This is a genomic window from Persephonella marina EX-H1, from assembly GCF_000021565.1.
GTDB classification, from domain to species: domain Bacteria; phylum Aquificota; class Aquificia; order Aquificales; family Hydrogenothermaceae; genus Persephonella; species Persephonella marina.
The window spans coordinates 289,894-304,514 of record NC_012440.1 but is presented as its reverse complement, the minus strand read 5'-3'; the positions used below and the strand labels follow the sequence as shown (position 1 = coordinate 304,514).

Genomic DNA, 14,621 nt, shown 5'->3' with positions numbered 1-14,621 from the left:
CCTTACAGTATTATCTCTTTTGCCTTTATTATCTCTGGGATGTTCTGGATCTCTTCAAGTATAGCCTCATTTATTCTCTCATCTAACTGGAGAGCACCGAGAGCTATCTTACCTTTCTCAAGTCTTCCAAGCCTGAAGCCTGCAATATTTATGTTATGTCTCGCAAGTATCTCTCCCAGTTTGGCTATTACTCCTGGGACATCTTTATTCTCAAAAACAAGTATCACACCTTCAGGATCAATATCTATCCAGTATCTGTCTATAAGCATTATTTTAGGAAACTTGCCGTAGAATGCTGTTCCACCTACAGTATGCTCTTTCCCATTATCTTTTGCTGTAATTTTTATGAACTCCTTAAAGTTAAGACCCTCTTCCCTTGTTGATTCAACAACCTCAATACCTCTTTCTTTGGCAAGAAACGGAGCATTAATAATATTTACAGGTCTGTCAAGTATAGGAGATAGAAAACCTTTTAAGACATAGGCAACAATAGGTTTCACATGCTCTGCTATAGACCCTCTAACCTCAACATGAAGCTCTCTGAAGTTTCCACCTGCATACTGGGTAAGAAAGCTTCCAAGTCTTTCAGCAAGTAAAAGATAAGCCTTAATATTCTCAAACCCTTCAGTAACTGTGAAAGGAGCGTTAACAGCAGCCTCAACAAACTGTCCTTTAAGTGCAGCTATAACCTGTTTGGCAATCTTTATAGCAACCTTATCCTGAGATTCATACGTATTCGCTCCAATGTGTGGAGAAAGGCTTATGTTCGGGAACTCAAATATCCTTCTTATCCTGTCATCTGGAGGTTCCTTTCCATAAACATCAAGACCGATACCTGCAAACTTCCCTTTCTTCATAAAGTCATACATTGCATCTTCGTCAACGATCCCTCCCCTTGCACAGTTAATGAAATAAACACCGTCCTTCATCATCTCAAACTCTTTTCTTCCTATCATTCCCCTTGTCTCTTCTGTTAAAGGACAGTGAAGTGTGACTATATCCGATCTTCTTATCAGCTCCTCAAGTGTATCAACAAGCTCAACTCCAAGTCTGTCACCTTTTTCCCTTGGGATATATGGATCATAAGCGATAACCTTTGAACCGGCAGCCTTACACCTTATAGCAACCTGTGATCCAACATTACCAAGACCTATAATACCAACAACCTTTCCGTCAAGCTCTTCACCCATAAATTTCTTTCTGTTCCACTCTCCCTGAAGCATTGATTCATGGGCAAGATGTAACTTTCTTAAAACAGCATACATATGGGCTATTGTAAGCTCAGCAGCTCCAACTGTGTTTGCACCCGGGGTATTAACGACAAGTATTCCTCTTCTTGATGCAGCCTCAAGATCAACATTATCAACACCAACACCTGCTCTACCAACAACCTTTAGTCTTTTAGCTCTCTCAAGGAGTTCTTCCGTAACAGGTGTTCTGCTTCTCGTTATTATCGCATCATAATCTGAGATTATCTCTAAAAGCTCACTCCACTGTATCTCAGGCTGGTAATCAAGTTCTATCTCTTCATCGTTATTTAATATATCAAGACCAACACTTGAGATATGATCTGTAACAAGAACTTTAAACATTTATCTCTGATCCTCCTTGATTAAAATATTGAAAATTAACCTTATTATACTAAAATTTAAAGATTTTAAATATAAATTAGGACATTCAGTCCAGTCTCATCCCAATAAAGATAGTAACAATCACAAGTATTATAAATATTGCCATCATAAGAATGAGATTCTCCATCTTTTCCCCCGGAGAGTATTAATCAATACCTAAAAATTATAAAACTTTAGGTTAATAATTACTAACAATTGTTTTAAAATATAAAGAGTACATATTTTTTAAAAAGCTTATAATATTAATTTAAACCTAAAATCTGGAGGAAAAAATGGAAAATTCATGGTGGGAGTTAGCAGGAATAATATTCTTCTCCTTCATGGTTATAACTGTCGCACTTATATGGGGACTTGCTATAAAGGCGAGCTATAACGAGGAAAAACAGAAGAAAGAAGAAAAACAGCAGTAATGAAAAAGAACTGGCCTTTCATAATAATCACAGGGTTTGGTATATTCGCCACACTTGTGTTCCTATACTTCTTCGTTTATGGTATGGCTGTTAACACTGTAAGATCAGCTGTTCTCCTTGAAAAAGCATACCCTAACATAAAACCTGAAGAGTATATAAACGAGCTTACTGCAAAGTCAGAAAAAAACAATCTTAGAATAATTCAGCTAAAAAAAGAGAGAAACTACTATATAATCCAGATAATAAACGATAGTATACTTGAAAAAACAGCCTCACTCTCCCCTAAATTTGCCCCCCTATCAGTTATAACTGTTGTTGTATACGATCTGGGGAATGGAACAGCTGTTGTGGGAAACAATCCTTATATATGGGATATAGTCTCTCCAGACAGTCATATTGATGATATAGCTGAGGATTTTTCCAATCAGCTCTCAGACATTTTTGACAGTATTTACTGGGATCTGAAGAAGAAAAAAGAGATACTTAGATGAGGTGATCATGCCATTTATCATAAGAGTTAAAAGGGAGTTTCAGGCAGCACATTTTCTTACAGACTACCATGGAAAACCTGAACCTCTACACGGTCATACATGGCTCGTTGAGATATTTATAAGGGCTGATAAGCTTGATAAAGGAGGTATGGGATACGATTTTATAGAGATACAGAGGTTTTTAGACCAGATCATTCCTGACTATAAATGTCTGAATGATATATTTGATTTCTCACCAAGTGCTGAAAATTTAGCAAAATGGCTGTATGAAAAAATAAAGGAAAGATATCCTACCCTTCAGAAAGTTGTTGTGTGGGAAACAAAAGAAGGTGGGGCTGAATACTTTGAATAGTAGAGGTTGACAGGAAGTTATAACAAAATATCTTATTTAGTGAAGACAAATTAATGGGGGATGCTCAATGGCTGATGATCCAAAGTATCAGGAAAAGGAGTTTGTTACAGAACACAGGGAACCTAAAGTAGTAAAAGAGAGCATATTCACAGGTAGTAAAGCCCTTGAAAAAGCTCCAAAGGTTTACGGTGTACCAACAGGTGTTGAAGGTCTTGATGATCTTTTTTTTATAGTAGAAGTTGAGGATGGTAAGGTAGTTAAAAAAACCCTGGGCGGTATTCCTGCCTACTCAGTATTCAATATAACAGGTGTTTCAGACACTGGAAAATCTTTAATGGTTGAACAGTTCACAGTAGAACAGGCTAGAAAAGGTCATAAGGTCGCATTCATAACTGTAGAATCACCTGCAAACTTTGTTATAGCTTCAATAAAGCTTAGAGCTGCTGCTATGGGATACAATTTTGAGGACTTTGAGGACAATATCGTCCTTATAGATGCAGCATCACACAGCACACTGAGGGAGAATATTCCTGATCTTCTTGCAACACTCGCCTATGCTATAAAAACATACCACATAAAGTACACGGTGATAGACTCTGTAACAGGTCTGTTTGAGAACAAAGAGATGATGGCAAGGGGAATTGTAAGGAGACTTTTTAACTTTATGAAAAAGTGGTATCAGACAGCACTTTTCGTATCCCAGAAAAGATCCGGACATGAGGAGTTAACAGCTGAAGCTGCAGGTGGATATGCCGTCGGCCATATAGTTGATGGAACAATGGTTCTAGCAAAAGAGCTTATAGATTCATCATTTAAAGCAAGGCTTTACAAAAGTGAGGTTGGTGATGTTGTAAGACTTTTTAGAATCGATGGCTGTAGAATGTCAGGACATGATACAAAAACACATTTTATGGAGATAACTGAGACAGGCCTTGTAAGAATCCTAGAACCTGTTTCAGGAAAATAAAAAAAGGAGGGATAAAAATGGTAATACAGTTAACAGCACCACCTGTAAGTGAGTACGATCTTGAGCATCTTGTAGGCAGAGTATTTTTTAAAGCTATAGATCTTCTCGGGGGGCTTCACAAACTTGCTGAGTACAAAACATTAACATGGCTCCCATCACTTGCAAGAGCTTCATTTGCCATCGTTCTCAGGGAAGAGTATCTGAAAACAGAAGAGGAGATAGCTGAGATAGTAGGTCTGACAAAAAACACTGTAAGAAACATCCTGAGAGCTGACCCAAACGCCGCACTATTCAAGATAGAACATATGGAAGAGCTTACAAAGGAAGAGAAAAAAGAGCTCAGAGTTCACACAGCTGGTGGAATAGCCAAGCTTGCCTACAAGTTAGTAAAAGAAGGTCAGGAATCACAGACAATACTTGAGTTCTGTAGAGAGTTATCAGCTAAGGCTGTTCAGGTGTGTGAAGCACCATGGGCTTATCTTGTTCTGAAAAATATAAAAGGGCTGAAATATCCTGTAGAAAATCCTGAGCCCCTCAAAGAAAAACTTTCAAATATAACAATTAAAGGTCTTGATAGCGGTGAGGTTGTTGAGAATATCGCCTACCCGATCAAAAATCCTGCACAGCTTCTCCATGAGATAAAAGAGTATCTCCAGATGAAAGGTGTTTAAAACGGGCTTTCAGCCCGTTTACACTTTCTCCTTTATATACTCCTGAAGGAATATCTCTATTCTTTCAGGATTTTTTATTTTAATGCTCTCAACCTTACTGAAAGAGATTTTACTGAATATATCCATCATCTTTGTGTCTTCATAGCTTATGTATGGATTTATATCACTACAGTTACAGCCTTTACATACAGATCCACCTGTCTGAATTGATACACCTTTAAAATTTTTTCTATTTATAACTTCACCACAGACAGAACAGTGATCAAGCTGTGGAAAAACACCTGAAAGATATACAAGTTTTGCTATAAAGTTAACCCTGTGGTTTTTTACCTTTTTTGCTTTAGTTAGATAGTAAAAGCTTTTTTTAAGAAAAATAAAAAGTTTCTCATCTGGAAAGATAACATACCTGTTGAAAAGGTTTGAAAAATAATAGGCTGTCTCAAAAAGATCCAGATCTGATGCTATTTGGAGAGAGAGATTCTTAAAACTGTCTATCTCCCTTATAAAAACATTTTCCTTTCTGTATAAAAATACCCCCTTAAACCAGTTAAACTGTTCAGTTGATGTTATAAAAGGGGATTTCAGCAGCTGACCTTTGGGTATGTATATATTTTCTTTTCCATGTTTTCTAAAGTAAACAGTTACAGAGAGATCATACTCTCCTGCAAAAGATCTTCTTAAAACTATAGCCTCATCTTTAAAGATTCCTTCCATATAAGCACACCTTCCAGCATCAAATATATACAGAGATACTGTACTTTCAACTGAATGTTAGTTTATTATATTTTTATGGCTGTAAAAAGTTTTATGAGGGTTTTAATCTTTGTCTTTTTTGTTATCCTCTCTCAGGGATGCAACCGTTCGGATCTGTCAACACCTGATAGTATGCTTATATCAGCTGCGAAAAATGGTGATATCAAACTACTTCAGCTTGCTTTAGCAAAGGGAGCATACATAAATACCACAGACGAAAGAGGTGGAACAGCATTACACTGGGCTGTTTACTACGGACATAAAGAGATAGTGAAGCTTCTACTTATGCATGGTGCAGATCCTCTGATTAAAGATAAAAACGGCATAACTCCTTACAGACTTGCAGAGATGAAAGGGAAAAAAGAGATATTAAAACTCCTTAATAAATTTAGAGAAAAAAATTAGATCTACTTTTCAGCCCAGCTTTCAACTATCTCAACCTCAAACTCAACAGGAACTTTCTTAAGAAGTATCTTCCCAGCCCTCAGCATACTTTCGGAAAGTATATCTCTTATCTCATCAGCTATACTTTCACTACACTCCACTATTATCTCATCATGAACAAGATTAACAATACCTGCATCTCTGTCTTCCTTTAACTTTCCAAAAAAGACAACAGCCATCTTTAAAAGATCACTTCCCGTTCCCTGTACAGGGAAGTTTACAGCCTCTGTAAATCTTCTTACAACCATCCTTCTTCCAAGAAGTGTATAAACAACCATCTTATTATGTTCTTTAAGATACTCCTTTACCCTGTCATGCCAGCTTTTAAACCCTTTATAAACCTCAAAAAATCTTGAATGAAAGATCTGTGCATCCTTAAGTGATATATCAACACCGTAACTGTTTCTCGCATACTCCATAAGTGATCTTGGTGATATTCCGTATATAAGACCGAAATTTATAGCCTTTGCCATCTGTCTCTCATCTTTTGTTATCTGATCATACTCCTTCCCAAGTATAAGTGATGCTGTAAATCTGTGCAGATCCTTACCTTCAGAAAATGCCTTTATCATCGTTTCATCATTCACATACTCGGCTGCTATTCTCAGCTCAATCTGTGAGTAATCGGCAACAATAAGCTTTTTCCCTTCAGGTGGTCTGAACAAAACCCTAAGATCCCTTGTTATATTCTGGAGATTAGGTCTCATTGATGCCATTCTTCCTGTTGGAGCTCCTATCTGCTTAAACTGTGTGTATATCCTTCCATTTATAAGGTGGGCTTTAAGCTCCTTCAGTTTATCAAGGATCTTTTTTTCAGATCTTATATGTAAGAGTTTTCTCACCTCCTCCCTGTCTATATACCTTCTTAAAGCCGAGTCCTGGGATGACAATGAGCCTTTCTGTGTTGTCGGGAGCTTAAGTCCTAACTTTGAGGTGAGCCAGTTTGTAACCTTCTGTGGAGAGAACGGGTCAACACCGTATCTTCTCACAAAATCGATATACTCCCTCTGGTAATCTGTTGATACCTTCTGAAGCATATCCTTTAAAAGTTTTTCATCAACAGGCATCCCTCTAAGCTCTATATCAGCAAGCTGTGGAACAAAAGCCATCTCAACAACAGCAACACCATTATCAAGACCAAATGTCTCATGTATCTTTCCTGTAGCCTTATGGGGCGTCTCTATCCTGTTAAGCTCGTCCCTTAAAACAGGGAATATCTCCCTCAGAACCTGAACATCTTTTGCTGCGTATCTTAGCTGTTCCTCTGTAAGATTCTTTATTCCCCATGGTGATCTCTGCTGTGATTTATCAAGATGGTTATCTGTAAGTCTGTAGGATAATGCAGATAGGGAGTGTTTTTCCCTTGAGTCCTCAGACAAGAGCTGTGAGGCTATCATAGTATCAAAAACGATCTGTGGAAATATACCAAAATTCGTTTTTAAAAACTTAATATCAAACTTGAGGTTGTGTCCTATAACACCTTTATTCTCAAGCAGTTCTTTAAGATGTTCAGAGAACTGTGGGATACGGAACATATCATAAACAAAGATCTTACTGTAATTACCGATCTGTATGAGGCGGATCTTATCATTGAAAAAATCTATATCTTCAAAAGATTTTACTGCAACCTCTGTATCAATAAAAAGATATTTATCTTCCTTAAAAGCTTCTAAAGATTTTACAGCCTCATCTATCTGTGTTATATATCTGAACTCCATATCACTCCACAACTACAGCTGTTCCCCAGACGGAGACGAGGAGCATTGACTGGTACATCTCATAACTGAAATTTATACCTATAACAGCATTAGCGCCTAAATTTCTCGCCTCTTCTTTAAGTTCTTCAAGTATCTGGTTTCTTGCGTTTGTCAGCTCTTTCTCATAGGCAGCTGATCTTCCACCTACAATATCCCTCACCTTCGCAAAAACATCCCTTATTATGTTCACACCAATAACAGCCTCTTTTGATACAACCCCCTTATAATCCCTGATCTTTTTCCCCTCTATAAAATCTGTTGTTGTTATTATCATCTTATATCCTCAGCATTTATAATGACTGCGCCTTTATTTTTCATAACTTCTACAGCCCTCTCACTGTCTCCCTCATTTACATCAACACCTTTTATACCATCTTCAAGAACAAAGACCTGATAACCTAAATTCAGACCACCTAAAACGGTATTTTTAACACAGTAATCTGTTGCCACACCCCCAACAAATATCCTCTTTATTCCCCTCTCCTTTAGAAGATCATCAAGCACAGTTCCCTGAAAACCTGAGTAAGCATCAAACTCCCTTGAAACTCCCTTTGAGATTATAAATTTGTTATCAGATGGTATCTTCAGTTCTGGATGAAACTGTGCCCCTTCAGTGTTCTGAACACAGTGGGGAGGCCATATTCCACCGTACCCTTTGAAGGATATATGATCTTCTGGATGCCAGTCCCTTGTAAAGTAAACAGGGCTTCCTTTCTGTGAAAAAAGATCTATATACCTGTTAAGAGAATCAACGATCTTATCCCCGTCAGGAACAGGTAACGCTCCCCCGGGCATAAAATCATTCTGCATATCCACTATAATAAGGGCATCAAAATCTGTGATATTTATCCTCATGCCCTTCCCTCCTTTTACTCGTTTTCCTCCTCTAACTCCTTACATTTTATACAAAGTTTAGCTATCGGACGGGCCTTTAACCTTGGATATGGAATCGGTTCACCACACATCTCACATATTCCGTAAGTTCCGTAATCTATCTTCTGAAGTGTCATCTCAATTCTTTTAAGTACCTTTCTATCCCTGTCAAGGTTTCTCAGCATAACAAGTCTTCCAGCTTCAGTATCAGCCCTGTCTATCTCATCTCCCCCTTCGTATGAGAGAGGTTCACCTATTGAGTCATGACTTTCCTGTAAAAGCTGTTCCTTCCACTGTAAGAGCATATTCTTAAGCTCTTCAATCTGATCCTTTGTAAGATGTTCCATCTCTTAACTCCTTAACCCATAGAATTTAAGCTCTTTTATCAGCTCTTTCACCTCTATCTGTCCTGGAGCGACAGACTCTCCTATATATGTATAAGTTATAAGTGAACCAAAGAAAAATCCAGCAACTCTTGTGATCTTTCCAAGATCACCCATTCCAATAGAAACTATCTTTTTATCCCTGTTTTTATGTGTCACACTGAGTATCCTTCCAACATCTTCAACATCCTTTACCATAAAGGCAAACTTTATAATATCCCCAAATGAGGATCTGTCTATTATCTCCTGTATCTCATCCTCTGAAGGGGTTTTCTCAAAATCATGGTAGGAAACAAGTAAAAACTTTTCTTTATCCCTGCACAGTTTTACAAGATCTTCATGTAATCTTTCAGATCTCAGTTCTATATCAATTATGTCAGCATAATCAGAAACAGCCTCAAAAAGTTCTATCCTTTCAGAATCTTTTAAATCTTTTAACCCTCCTTCCTCTACAGACCTTACAGTTCCAATAATACCAAAACCTGAATCTTTTACCTTTCTTGAGATATCCTTTACATAATCAGATTGTGTACTGGAAAACATATCTATCCTGAGCTCTATCAGATCTATCCCTTTACTCTTTGCCTGAGACAGCTTACTTTCCAGATCTCTGTCATCTAAAGGTAGGGCTATCAGAGGATACTTCCCGATTTCCAATTCTGCCACCCCTTTACTGTTTTTAAAAAAGCTTATATGAAAAAATTGATCTTTGCAAAGTTAAGTTTGACTTAAAACTTAATTTAGTTTTAAGATTAGAATTAACACAACAAGGTCTCAGGTATTAAGATGCTGGATATTATCATTCTAACGATCCATATTCTTGTGGCTTCATTCTGGATAGGTGGTATGCTTTTTATGGTTCTCGCATTATCTCCCTATGTCAGGAAACTGCCTGAGGATCTAAGTGTGAGATCATATCAGGAAGTTGGAAAAAGATACAGCTTCTGGGGAACTGTTTTAGGTCTTCCAATCCTTTTTTTAACAGGTCTTTATAATATGCATGTTATGGGTGTATCATTTCATGATCTTTTTAATTTCTCAAATGATTATGCCTCAACATTACACCATAAACTTCATCTATTTATCCTTACAGTAATACTCGCGGTTATCCATGATTTCTATATAGGTCCAAGATCACATATAAACAGGAAGTTCAGGATTACAGCAAGAATAATCGGCGTTCTGAATCTTGTTCTTGGTATATCAATAATATTTCTCGCTGCAAAGCTGAGATTTGGAGGATAGTTGATCTAAATCATAGAAAATTATTTTCCTATATTTAAGATAAAATAGTATGAAATCTTAAATAAGAGGATGTTATGGGAAAGATTGAGAGAATACTGAAGGAACTAACTGTTGAGCATACAGATCTGCTCAAAAAGATAAAAGACTTCCAGGAAAGACTTGAGAGTGACTTTTCAGATGAACTTATTGATGAGATATTAAAGTTCTTAGATGAGGAGCTTGAGGAACACGCAAGGAAGGAAGAAGAAGATCTGGTTGATGCGATAGAAGAGGCAGACGCAACTTTTGATAGCGGTGCTCTGATTTTCGGACACCAGACACTTGTTGATGCTATAGATGATTTTAAAACGGCTGTTGACGAGTACAGGAAAGGGAAGTCATCACAGAAAGATGTGGTAAAATATGCAGACAGGGTTTTTACTTTAATTAAAGATCACTTCATTGAGGAAGAACATTTCCTCTTTCCTGATATTTTAAAATTAGATCTGGAGAGATTTGAGTAATGCTGTCGGTAGCATGTAAAGACTCTATAAGGGCAATGATTTATATAGCAAAATACGGCGACAGGAACAGCTTTCTGTCAATACACAAGATAGCTGAAGATCTTGATCTCTCATTCTACTTTTTATCTAAAAATCTACAGAAACTTGTGAAGGTCGGTCTGTTAGAGTCTTACAGAGGACCTAACGGCGGTGTCAGACTTGCAAAACCTCCAGATCAGATAAAGCTTTTAGATATTATTGATGCTATAGATGGAACGGAGTTTTTCAATAAATGTATACTCGGTTTTGATACATGCTCTGATGAGAACCCATGTGTTATACATCATAAATGGGCTGAAAAGAGAAATGAGATATATGAGATGTTCTTTGGAACAACACTTTCAGAAGCTGTAGAAGATATACACAAATTCAGTAATATCAAGATTTAGCCATGTATGAGATAGCAAAGATAATACATCTTGTCAGTGCTGTGGTTTTTGGTGGTGTTCTTTTTGTTGAGGTTGTTATGCTACCTGTCTTAAAAAAAGAGTTTGGTGAGGAGTTTTTTAAAAAGGTAGAGTTTACAATAATAAGAAAAAGAGGGATAAAGATAGTTCCTCTTTTCGTTCTCAGTTTATATCTGTCAGGTCTGTTTATGTTCCATTATCATATGAAAGATCTTGATCTTTCAACAACATTTGGAAAGCTATTATTACTTAAGGTATCCATAGCTTTTGCTGTTATATTAGGCGTTATTACAGCTATAACAATGTTTAAACTTGGAAAGTCAGAAAACAGACTCTTTGATTATATACACCAGTTTGCGTTTATTGCTGTTTTCACAGTTATAATCCTGGCCAAGCTTATGTTTGTCCTATAAGGATCAGAATAAATCAAATAATTTTAGGAGGTCATACTATGGGTTTAACTCTCAAACCAGATGGGGTCTTTAATGATGAAAAGCCCCACATCCAGCCTGCAACAACAGGCAAAAACTTTAAGATGGTATACTTTCATCTTAAAGCAGGTCAGAAAATTCCACTTCACACCACATCATCAGAGGTTGTGGTAACCGTTTTAAAAGGTAAAGGTAACTTTTTTGCCGGTTCTTATGAAAATATCAACACACTCTCTGAAGGTGAGAGCTTCTTCTACGAACCTGAAGAACCTCACGGTTTTGAAGCTGTAGAAGATATGATAGTTCAGGCGGTAATCACTCCTATCCCTGAAAAGAAACTCCAGTTATAACTAAAATTGATATGAATCAATGAAATGGGATATGTTGTTGATTACTTTTAAGACAAAAGAGTATGAATTCTAAAATAAAATTATGAGAATTATTGAATGTTTAAAAGATTTAATAAGAAGCAATGGTTGATCATTATCCTTACAGCTTTGTTTCTGATGTTTTTATTTGTAACACTCTTGGCACAATGTGTAATTGCAATAATAAAGATGATGCTAGGATATCCAATCTGAGAGGGAGTATATGGAGATAGGTGGTTTTCTATGGAAGATATCTTATATGTTGCATGTTATATCAAACGCAGCCTTCTTTGGTGCAACACTTCTTGCTGTAATTGCCTGTGATACGATCTGCACAGGTAAAAATCTGAAAGCTTATCTCAAGCTTTCATCTGTGTTCGTAACATTTACAGGATTAACAGGTATTCTATTACTTTCCATACTTAGTATGAGCGGTATGGATGATCTGACCAACAATCCTGTAGGACAGTCCGTTCTTGTAATGATAGCAAGTTACACACTTGTTCTCTTTATTTTCACTCTTGTTGTTATTTACAAAGGTGGAGAAGCAAGAATCTACAAGAAAATGTTTTCAATTATGCTTATTAGTTACCTTGTTGCATATTTATCAAGAACTTATTTAACTACTTAGGAGGTTTCAGGAGATGGCTGGAGATAATTCCCAGAAAAAATGGTTTTTAGTCTTTGTCCTCAGCTTAGTCGGTGCTGCTGTTATTTTCTTAGGCCTTACAATAAAACAGATCAAAGATGTTCCTCCAATTCCAAAAGAGGTAAGAGGTACATCTACACTTTACACCTATGATGATGTTGTTCAGGGTAAGGCTTTCTTCCAGAAGTATGTTCTTATGAACCACGGTACGCTTTTAGGTAATGGAGCATACATCGGACCTGATTACACATCTCTCTTCTTACATAAAAAGATAGAAAATCTCCAGGATATTTACGCGCAGAAAAAATTTGGAAGAAATTATGCTGATCTTACTGACGAGGAAAAAGGACTTGTTGATATTCTAGTTAAAAAAGATGTAAGAGAGATATCAACATTAAAAGAGGATGTAACAACTATAACACCTGAACATGAACAGGCATATCTCAAAGCTAAAGAGTACTTAAAAGAGTTTCTGGTTAAAGGAAATCCTTCCTATGCATGGATAGGAGGACTTATAAAACCTGAAGAAGCTGATTATATAGTCTCATTTGTTGACTGGTCTACACTTGTTGCTGTAACAACAAGACCAGGTACAGATGTTACATACACAAACAACTGGCCACCAGAACCTGCTATAGGACTGAATGCACCATACTCTTCACTTTTCTGGTCTCTTATAGCATTTATGGCTTGCTGGTCTTTAACAATTGTAGTTTTATGGGCATTCTACGATTATTTCCTGAAGTTTGATGCTGAAAAACCAGCACCTTCTTTAGAGATAAAATCTTTAACACCTATGCAGGAAAAAGTTTTAAAGTTCGTTCCACTTGTACCGGTATTCTTCGTTCTTCAGGTTGCTTTAGGTGGTTATCTTGCTCACCTTTATGCAGATCCTGCACACAGCTGGATAGTTCCACAATCTCTACTTCCATTTAACGTTGCAAGATCTTTCCACCTTAACCTTGCAGTTCTGTGGATCGCTATAGGATGGCTTGCAGGTGGACTGTTCATCGCACCGTTAGCTTCAAAAGGTAAAGATTTCAAATTCCCAATAGCGGTTGACATATTATGGGTTGCTCTTGTTATTGTTGGATTAGGAGGTCTTATAGGCCTTTGGCTCGGTGCACTCGGTAAACTACCTGCTGAACTCTGGTTCTGGCTTGGAAACGAAGGTAGAGAGTACATTGAGCTTGCAAGGGTATGGGATATAGGTCTTGTTGTCGGACTTGTTTTATGGTTTACGATTGTTTTCTTCACAGTTAGACAGGCTGAAAAACTTACACCTCCTTTACAGATGATAATCTGGTCAGCATTCGCTATAGCTGTTCTGTATATGGCAGGAATGGCTCCTTTACATAAGATCATGCCTAACTTCACTATAGATGATTACTTCAGATGGTGGGTTGTTCACCTCTGGGTTGAAAACACATTTGAGCTGTTTGCAGCAGGTACACTTGCTTTCCTAACAGTCTCACTTGGCCTTGTAAGTGTTAGATTTGCAACTATTATGATGTTCTTCGAAGCTTTCCTTATCGTTGCAGCAGGTACACTTGGAACAGGTCACCACTACTTCTGGATGGGTGAGAATGAATTCTGGATAGCTGTTGGTGGTGTTTTATCATCTTTAGAACCATTACCTCTCGTAATTCTTATGGTAGAAGCATCAAAAGAGTATTTACATATCAAGAAAGCCGGTCAGGCATTCCCATTCAGAATGTCGTTCCTCTGGCTTGTTGGCTCAGCATTCCTCAACTGGCTCGGTGCCGGATTTTACGGAATGTTAATCAACCTTCCTATAATAAACTACTACGAACACGGAACTTACTTCGGAATGGCTCACGGTCACGTTGCTTTATTAGGAGCATTCGGTTACATATCAATAGCATTCCTGTACTTCATAGTCAGAGCAAATGCTCTTGCAAAAGGATTACACTGGGATGAGAAGATCTCAAACCTTGCATTCTGGATGATGACTGCAGGTATATTCCTTTATGCTATCCCAACACTGGTAATAGGTGAAAAACAGATGGAATGGGCATTTGAGTACGGCTACTGGGCTGCCAGAACAAGAGAAGTACTGGAAGGGCTTGGATTCTGGATGTGGGTAAGAATTATCCCAGACTCTTTAATACTCGCTGGTGCAGTACTGATATTAGTTGATATAATTTATAAACTGTACTTATCTGCTAAAGAAAAACCTGCCACTGCAGCTGCGTAATGTAGCGGGCCCCTGATGGGGCTCTTTTT

The 14,621-nt window shown here is 37.4% G+C and carries 20 protein-coding genes; 13 read left to right on the top strand and 7 right to left on the bottom strand.

The annotated features are described in order from the left end of the window. Positions 1 to 2: 2 nt before the first annotated feature. Positions 3 to 1,592, bottom strand: coding sequence for a phosphoglycerate dehydrogenase (serA, locus tag PERMA_RS01650; protein ID WP_012676553.1), 1,590 nt, complete (start codon positions 1,590 to 1,592; stop codon positions 3 to 5). Positions 1,593 to 1,903: 311 nt separating this feature from the next. Here serA and PERMA_RS10730 point away from each other — a divergent pair, with 311 nt between their 5' ends. The 5 genes from PERMA_RS10730 (at position 1,904) to PERMA_RS01630 (ending at position 4,522) form a co-directional block, all read left to right on the top strand. Next, entirely contained in the window at positions 1,904 to 2,041 is a 138-nt protein-coding gene (locus PERMA_RS10730) for a hypothetical protein (protein ID WP_012675219.1), read from the top strand. Further along, positions 2,041 to 2,532 (top strand): hypothetical protein, encoded by a 492-nt coding sequence (locus tag PERMA_RS01645; protein ID WP_015898911.1) that lies wholly within the window; start codon positions 2,041 to 2,043, stop codon positions 2,530 to 2,532. The genes PERMA_RS10730 and PERMA_RS01645 overlap by 1 nt, the downstream gene beginning before the upstream one ends. 7 nt (positions 2,533 to 2,539) lie before the next feature. Beyond that, positions 2,540 to 2,884, top strand: coding sequence for a 6-pyruvoyl trahydropterin synthase family protein (locus tag PERMA_RS01640; RefSeq protein ID WP_012675984.1), 345 nt, complete (start codon positions 2,540 to 2,542; stop codon positions 2,882 to 2,884). Between the two features lie 67 nt (positions 2,885 to 2,951). Further along, a complete protein-coding gene (locus tag PERMA_RS01635) occupies positions 2,952 to 3,851 on the top strand; it encodes a KaiC domain-containing protein (RefSeq protein WP_015898917.1) in 900 nt (299 codons plus the stop codon). Positions 3,852 to 3,868: 17 nt separating this feature from the next. Further along, positions 3,869 to 4,522 carry a hypothetical protein gene (locus PERMA_RS01630; protein WP_012675722.1) on the top strand — a complete coding sequence of 218 codons (654 nt, stop codon included), beginning with the start codon at positions 3,869 to 3,871 and terminating at the stop codon, positions 4,520 to 4,522. Positions 4,523 to 4,540: 18 nt separating this feature from the next. Here PERMA_RS01630 and recO read toward each other — a convergent pair whose 3' ends face one another. Beyond that, positions 4,541 to 5,236: a DNA repair protein RecO gene (gene recO / locus PERMA_RS10430; protein ID WP_012675609.1), complete on the bottom strand. Its 696-nt coding sequence runs from the start codon at positions 5,234 to 5,236 to the stop codon at positions 4,541 to 4,543. A 93-nt stretch (positions 5,237 to 5,329) separates the two neighbouring features. Here recO and PERMA_RS01620 point away from each other — a divergent pair, with 93 nt between their 5' ends. Then, positions 5,330 to 5,680 (top strand): ankyrin repeat domain-containing protein, encoded by a 351-nt coding sequence (locus tag PERMA_RS01620; protein WP_187146668.1) that lies wholly within the window; start codon positions 5,330 to 5,332, stop codon positions 5,678 to 5,680. Positions 5,681 to 5,682: 2 nt separating this feature from the next. Here the strand turns inward: PERMA_RS01620 and PERMA_RS01615 are convergent, their stop codons facing one another. From PERMA_RS01615 to aroD, 5 genes are read right to left on the bottom strand one after another with little or no spacing between them, the layout of a single operon-like run. Next, the gene (locus PERMA_RS01615; RefSeq protein ID WP_012675283.1) at positions 5,683 to 7,437 is read right to left on the bottom strand and encodes a bifunctional 3'-5' exonuclease/DNA polymerase; all 1,755 of its coding nucleotides are present in this window, start codon (positions 7,435 to 7,437) and stop codon (positions 5,683 to 5,685) included. Position 7,438: 1 nt separating this feature from the next. Continuing rightward, a complete protein-coding gene (locus PERMA_RS01610) occupies positions 7,439 to 7,750 on the bottom strand; it encodes a YbjQ family protein (protein WP_012675709.1) in 312 nt (103 codons plus the stop codon). Further along, on the bottom strand, positions 7,747 to 8,331 hold the full coding sequence (gene pncA / locus PERMA_RS01605) for a bifunctional nicotinamidase/pyrazinamidase (protein ID WP_015899029.1): 585 nt from the start codon (positions 8,329 to 8,331) through the stop codon (positions 7,747 to 7,749). The genes PERMA_RS01610 and pncA overlap by 4 nt, the downstream gene beginning before the upstream one ends. A gap of 14 nt (positions 8,332 to 8,345) precedes the next feature. Continuing rightward, positions 8,346 to 8,696 (bottom strand): TraR/DksA family transcriptional regulator, encoded by a 351-nt coding sequence (locus PERMA_RS01600; protein WP_012676506.1) that lies wholly within the window; start codon positions 8,694 to 8,696, stop codon positions 8,346 to 8,348. 3 nt (positions 8,697 to 8,699) lie between these two features. After that, on the bottom strand, positions 8,700 to 9,398 hold the full coding sequence (gene aroD / locus PERMA_RS01595) for a type I 3-dehydroquinate dehydratase (protein WP_425480258.1): 699 nt from the start codon (positions 9,396 to 9,398) through the stop codon (positions 8,700 to 8,702). Between the two features lie 120 nt (positions 9,399 to 9,518). Here aroD and PERMA_RS01590 point away from each other — a divergent pair, with 120 nt between their 5' ends. From PERMA_RS01590 to PERMA_RS01560, 7 genes are all read left to right on the top strand, one after another. Next, positions 9,519 to 9,977 carry a CopD family protein gene (locus PERMA_RS01590; protein ID WP_012676216.1) on the top strand — a complete coding sequence of 153 codons (459 nt, stop codon included), beginning with the start codon at positions 9,519 to 9,521 and terminating at the stop codon, positions 9,975 to 9,977. A 74-nt stretch (positions 9,978 to 10,051) separates the two neighbouring features. Beyond that, positions 10,052 to 10,480: a hemerythrin domain-containing protein gene (locus PERMA_RS01585; RefSeq protein WP_012675605.1), complete on the top strand. Its 429-nt coding sequence runs from the start codon at positions 10,052 to 10,054 to the stop codon at positions 10,478 to 10,480. Then, positions 10,480 to 10,908, top strand: coding sequence for an RrF2 family transcriptional regulator (locus PERMA_RS01580; protein WP_012676710.1), 429 nt, complete (start codon positions 10,480 to 10,482; stop codon positions 10,906 to 10,908). The genes PERMA_RS01585 and PERMA_RS01580 overlap by 1 nt, the downstream gene beginning before the upstream one ends. Positions 10,909 to 10,910: 2 nt before the next feature. Then, positions 10,911 to 11,339 (top strand): CopD family copper resistance protein, encoded by a 429-nt coding sequence (locus PERMA_RS01575; protein WP_012675562.1) that lies wholly within the window; start codon positions 10,911 to 10,913, stop codon positions 11,337 to 11,339. Between the two features lie 38 nt (positions 11,340 to 11,377). After that, entirely contained in the window at positions 11,378 to 11,707 is a 330-nt protein-coding gene (locus PERMA_RS01570) for a cupin domain-containing protein (RefSeq protein ID WP_015898849.1), read from the top strand. Between the two features lie 241 nt (positions 11,708 to 11,948). Further along, positions 11,949 to 12,356 (top strand): hypothetical protein, encoded by a 408-nt coding sequence (locus PERMA_RS01565; RefSeq protein WP_012675854.1) that lies wholly within the window; start codon positions 11,949 to 11,951, stop codon positions 12,354 to 12,356. Between the two features lie 13 nt (positions 12,357 to 12,369). After that, a complete protein-coding gene (locus tag PERMA_RS01560) occupies positions 12,370 to 14,592 on the top strand; it encodes a nitric-oxide reductase large subunit (RefSeq protein ID WP_015898961.1) in 2,223 nt (740 codons plus the stop codon). Positions 14,593 to 14,621: the final 29 nt, after the last annotated feature.

Coding starts and splice junctions, on each gene's coding strand:
- serA (WP_012676553.1), bottom strand. CDS start 1,592: ATGTTTAAAGTTCTTGTTACAGATCATATCTCAAGTGTTGGTCTTGAT.
- PERMA_RS10730 (WP_012675219.1), top strand. CDS start 1,904: ATGGAAAATTCATGGTGGGAGTTAGCAGGAATAATATTCTTCTCCTTC.
- PERMA_RS01645 (WP_015898911.1), top strand. CDS start 2,041: ATGAAAAAGAACTGGCCTTTCATAATAATCACAGGGTTTGGTATATTC.
- PERMA_RS01640 (WP_012675984.1), top strand. CDS start 2,540: ATGCCATTTATCATAAGAGTTAAAAGGGAGTTTCAGGCAGCACATTTT.
- PERMA_RS01635 (WP_015898917.1), top strand. CDS start 2,952: ATGGCTGATGATCCAAAGTATCAGGAAAAGGAGTTTGTTACAGAACAC.
- PERMA_RS01630 (WP_012675722.1), top strand. CDS start 3,869: ATGGTAATACAGTTAACAGCACCACCTGTAAGTGAGTACGATCTTGAG.
- recO (WP_012675609.1), bottom strand. CDS start 5,236: ATGGAAGGAATCTTTAAAGATGAGGCTATAGTTTTAAGAAGATCTTTT.
- PERMA_RS01620 (WP_187146668.1), top strand. CDS start 5,330: ATGAGGGTTTTAATCTTTGTCTTTTTTGTTATCCTCTCTCAGGGATGC.
- PERMA_RS01615 (WP_012675283.1), bottom strand. CDS start 7,437: ATGGAGTTCAGATATATAACACAGATAGATGAGGCTGTAAAATCTTTA.
- PERMA_RS01610 (WP_012675709.1), bottom strand. CDS start 7,750: ATGATAATAACAACAACAGATTTTATAGAGGGGAAAAAGATCAGGGAT.
- pncA (WP_015899029.1), bottom strand. CDS start 8,331: ATGAGGATAAATATCACAGATTTTGATGCCCTTATTATAGTGGATATG.
- PERMA_RS01600 (WP_012676506.1), bottom strand. CDS start 8,696: ATGGAACATCTTACAAAGGATCAGATTGAAGAGCTTAAGAATATGCTC.
- PERMA_RS01590 (WP_012676216.1), top strand. CDS start 9,519: ATGCTGGATATTATCATTCTAACGATCCATATTCTTGTGGCTTCATTC.
- PERMA_RS01585 (WP_012675605.1), top strand. CDS start 10,052: ATGGGAAAGATTGAGAGAATACTGAAGGAACTAACTGTTGAGCATACA.
- PERMA_RS01580 (WP_012676710.1), top strand. CDS start 10,480: ATGCTGTCGGTAGCATGTAAAGACTCTATAAGGGCAATGATTTATATA.
- PERMA_RS01575 (WP_012675562.1), top strand. CDS start 10,911: ATGTATGAGATAGCAAAGATAATACATCTTGTCAGTGCTGTGGTTTTT.
- PERMA_RS01570 (WP_015898849.1), top strand. CDS start 11,378: ATGGGTTTAACTCTCAAACCAGATGGGGTCTTTAATGATGAAAAGCCC.
- PERMA_RS01565 (WP_012675854.1), top strand. CDS start 11,949: ATGGAGATAGGTGGTTTTCTATGGAAGATATCTTATATGTTGCATGTT.
- PERMA_RS01560 (WP_015898961.1), top strand. CDS start 12,370: ATGGCTGGAGATAATTCCCAGAAAAAATGGTTTTTAGTCTTTGTCCTC.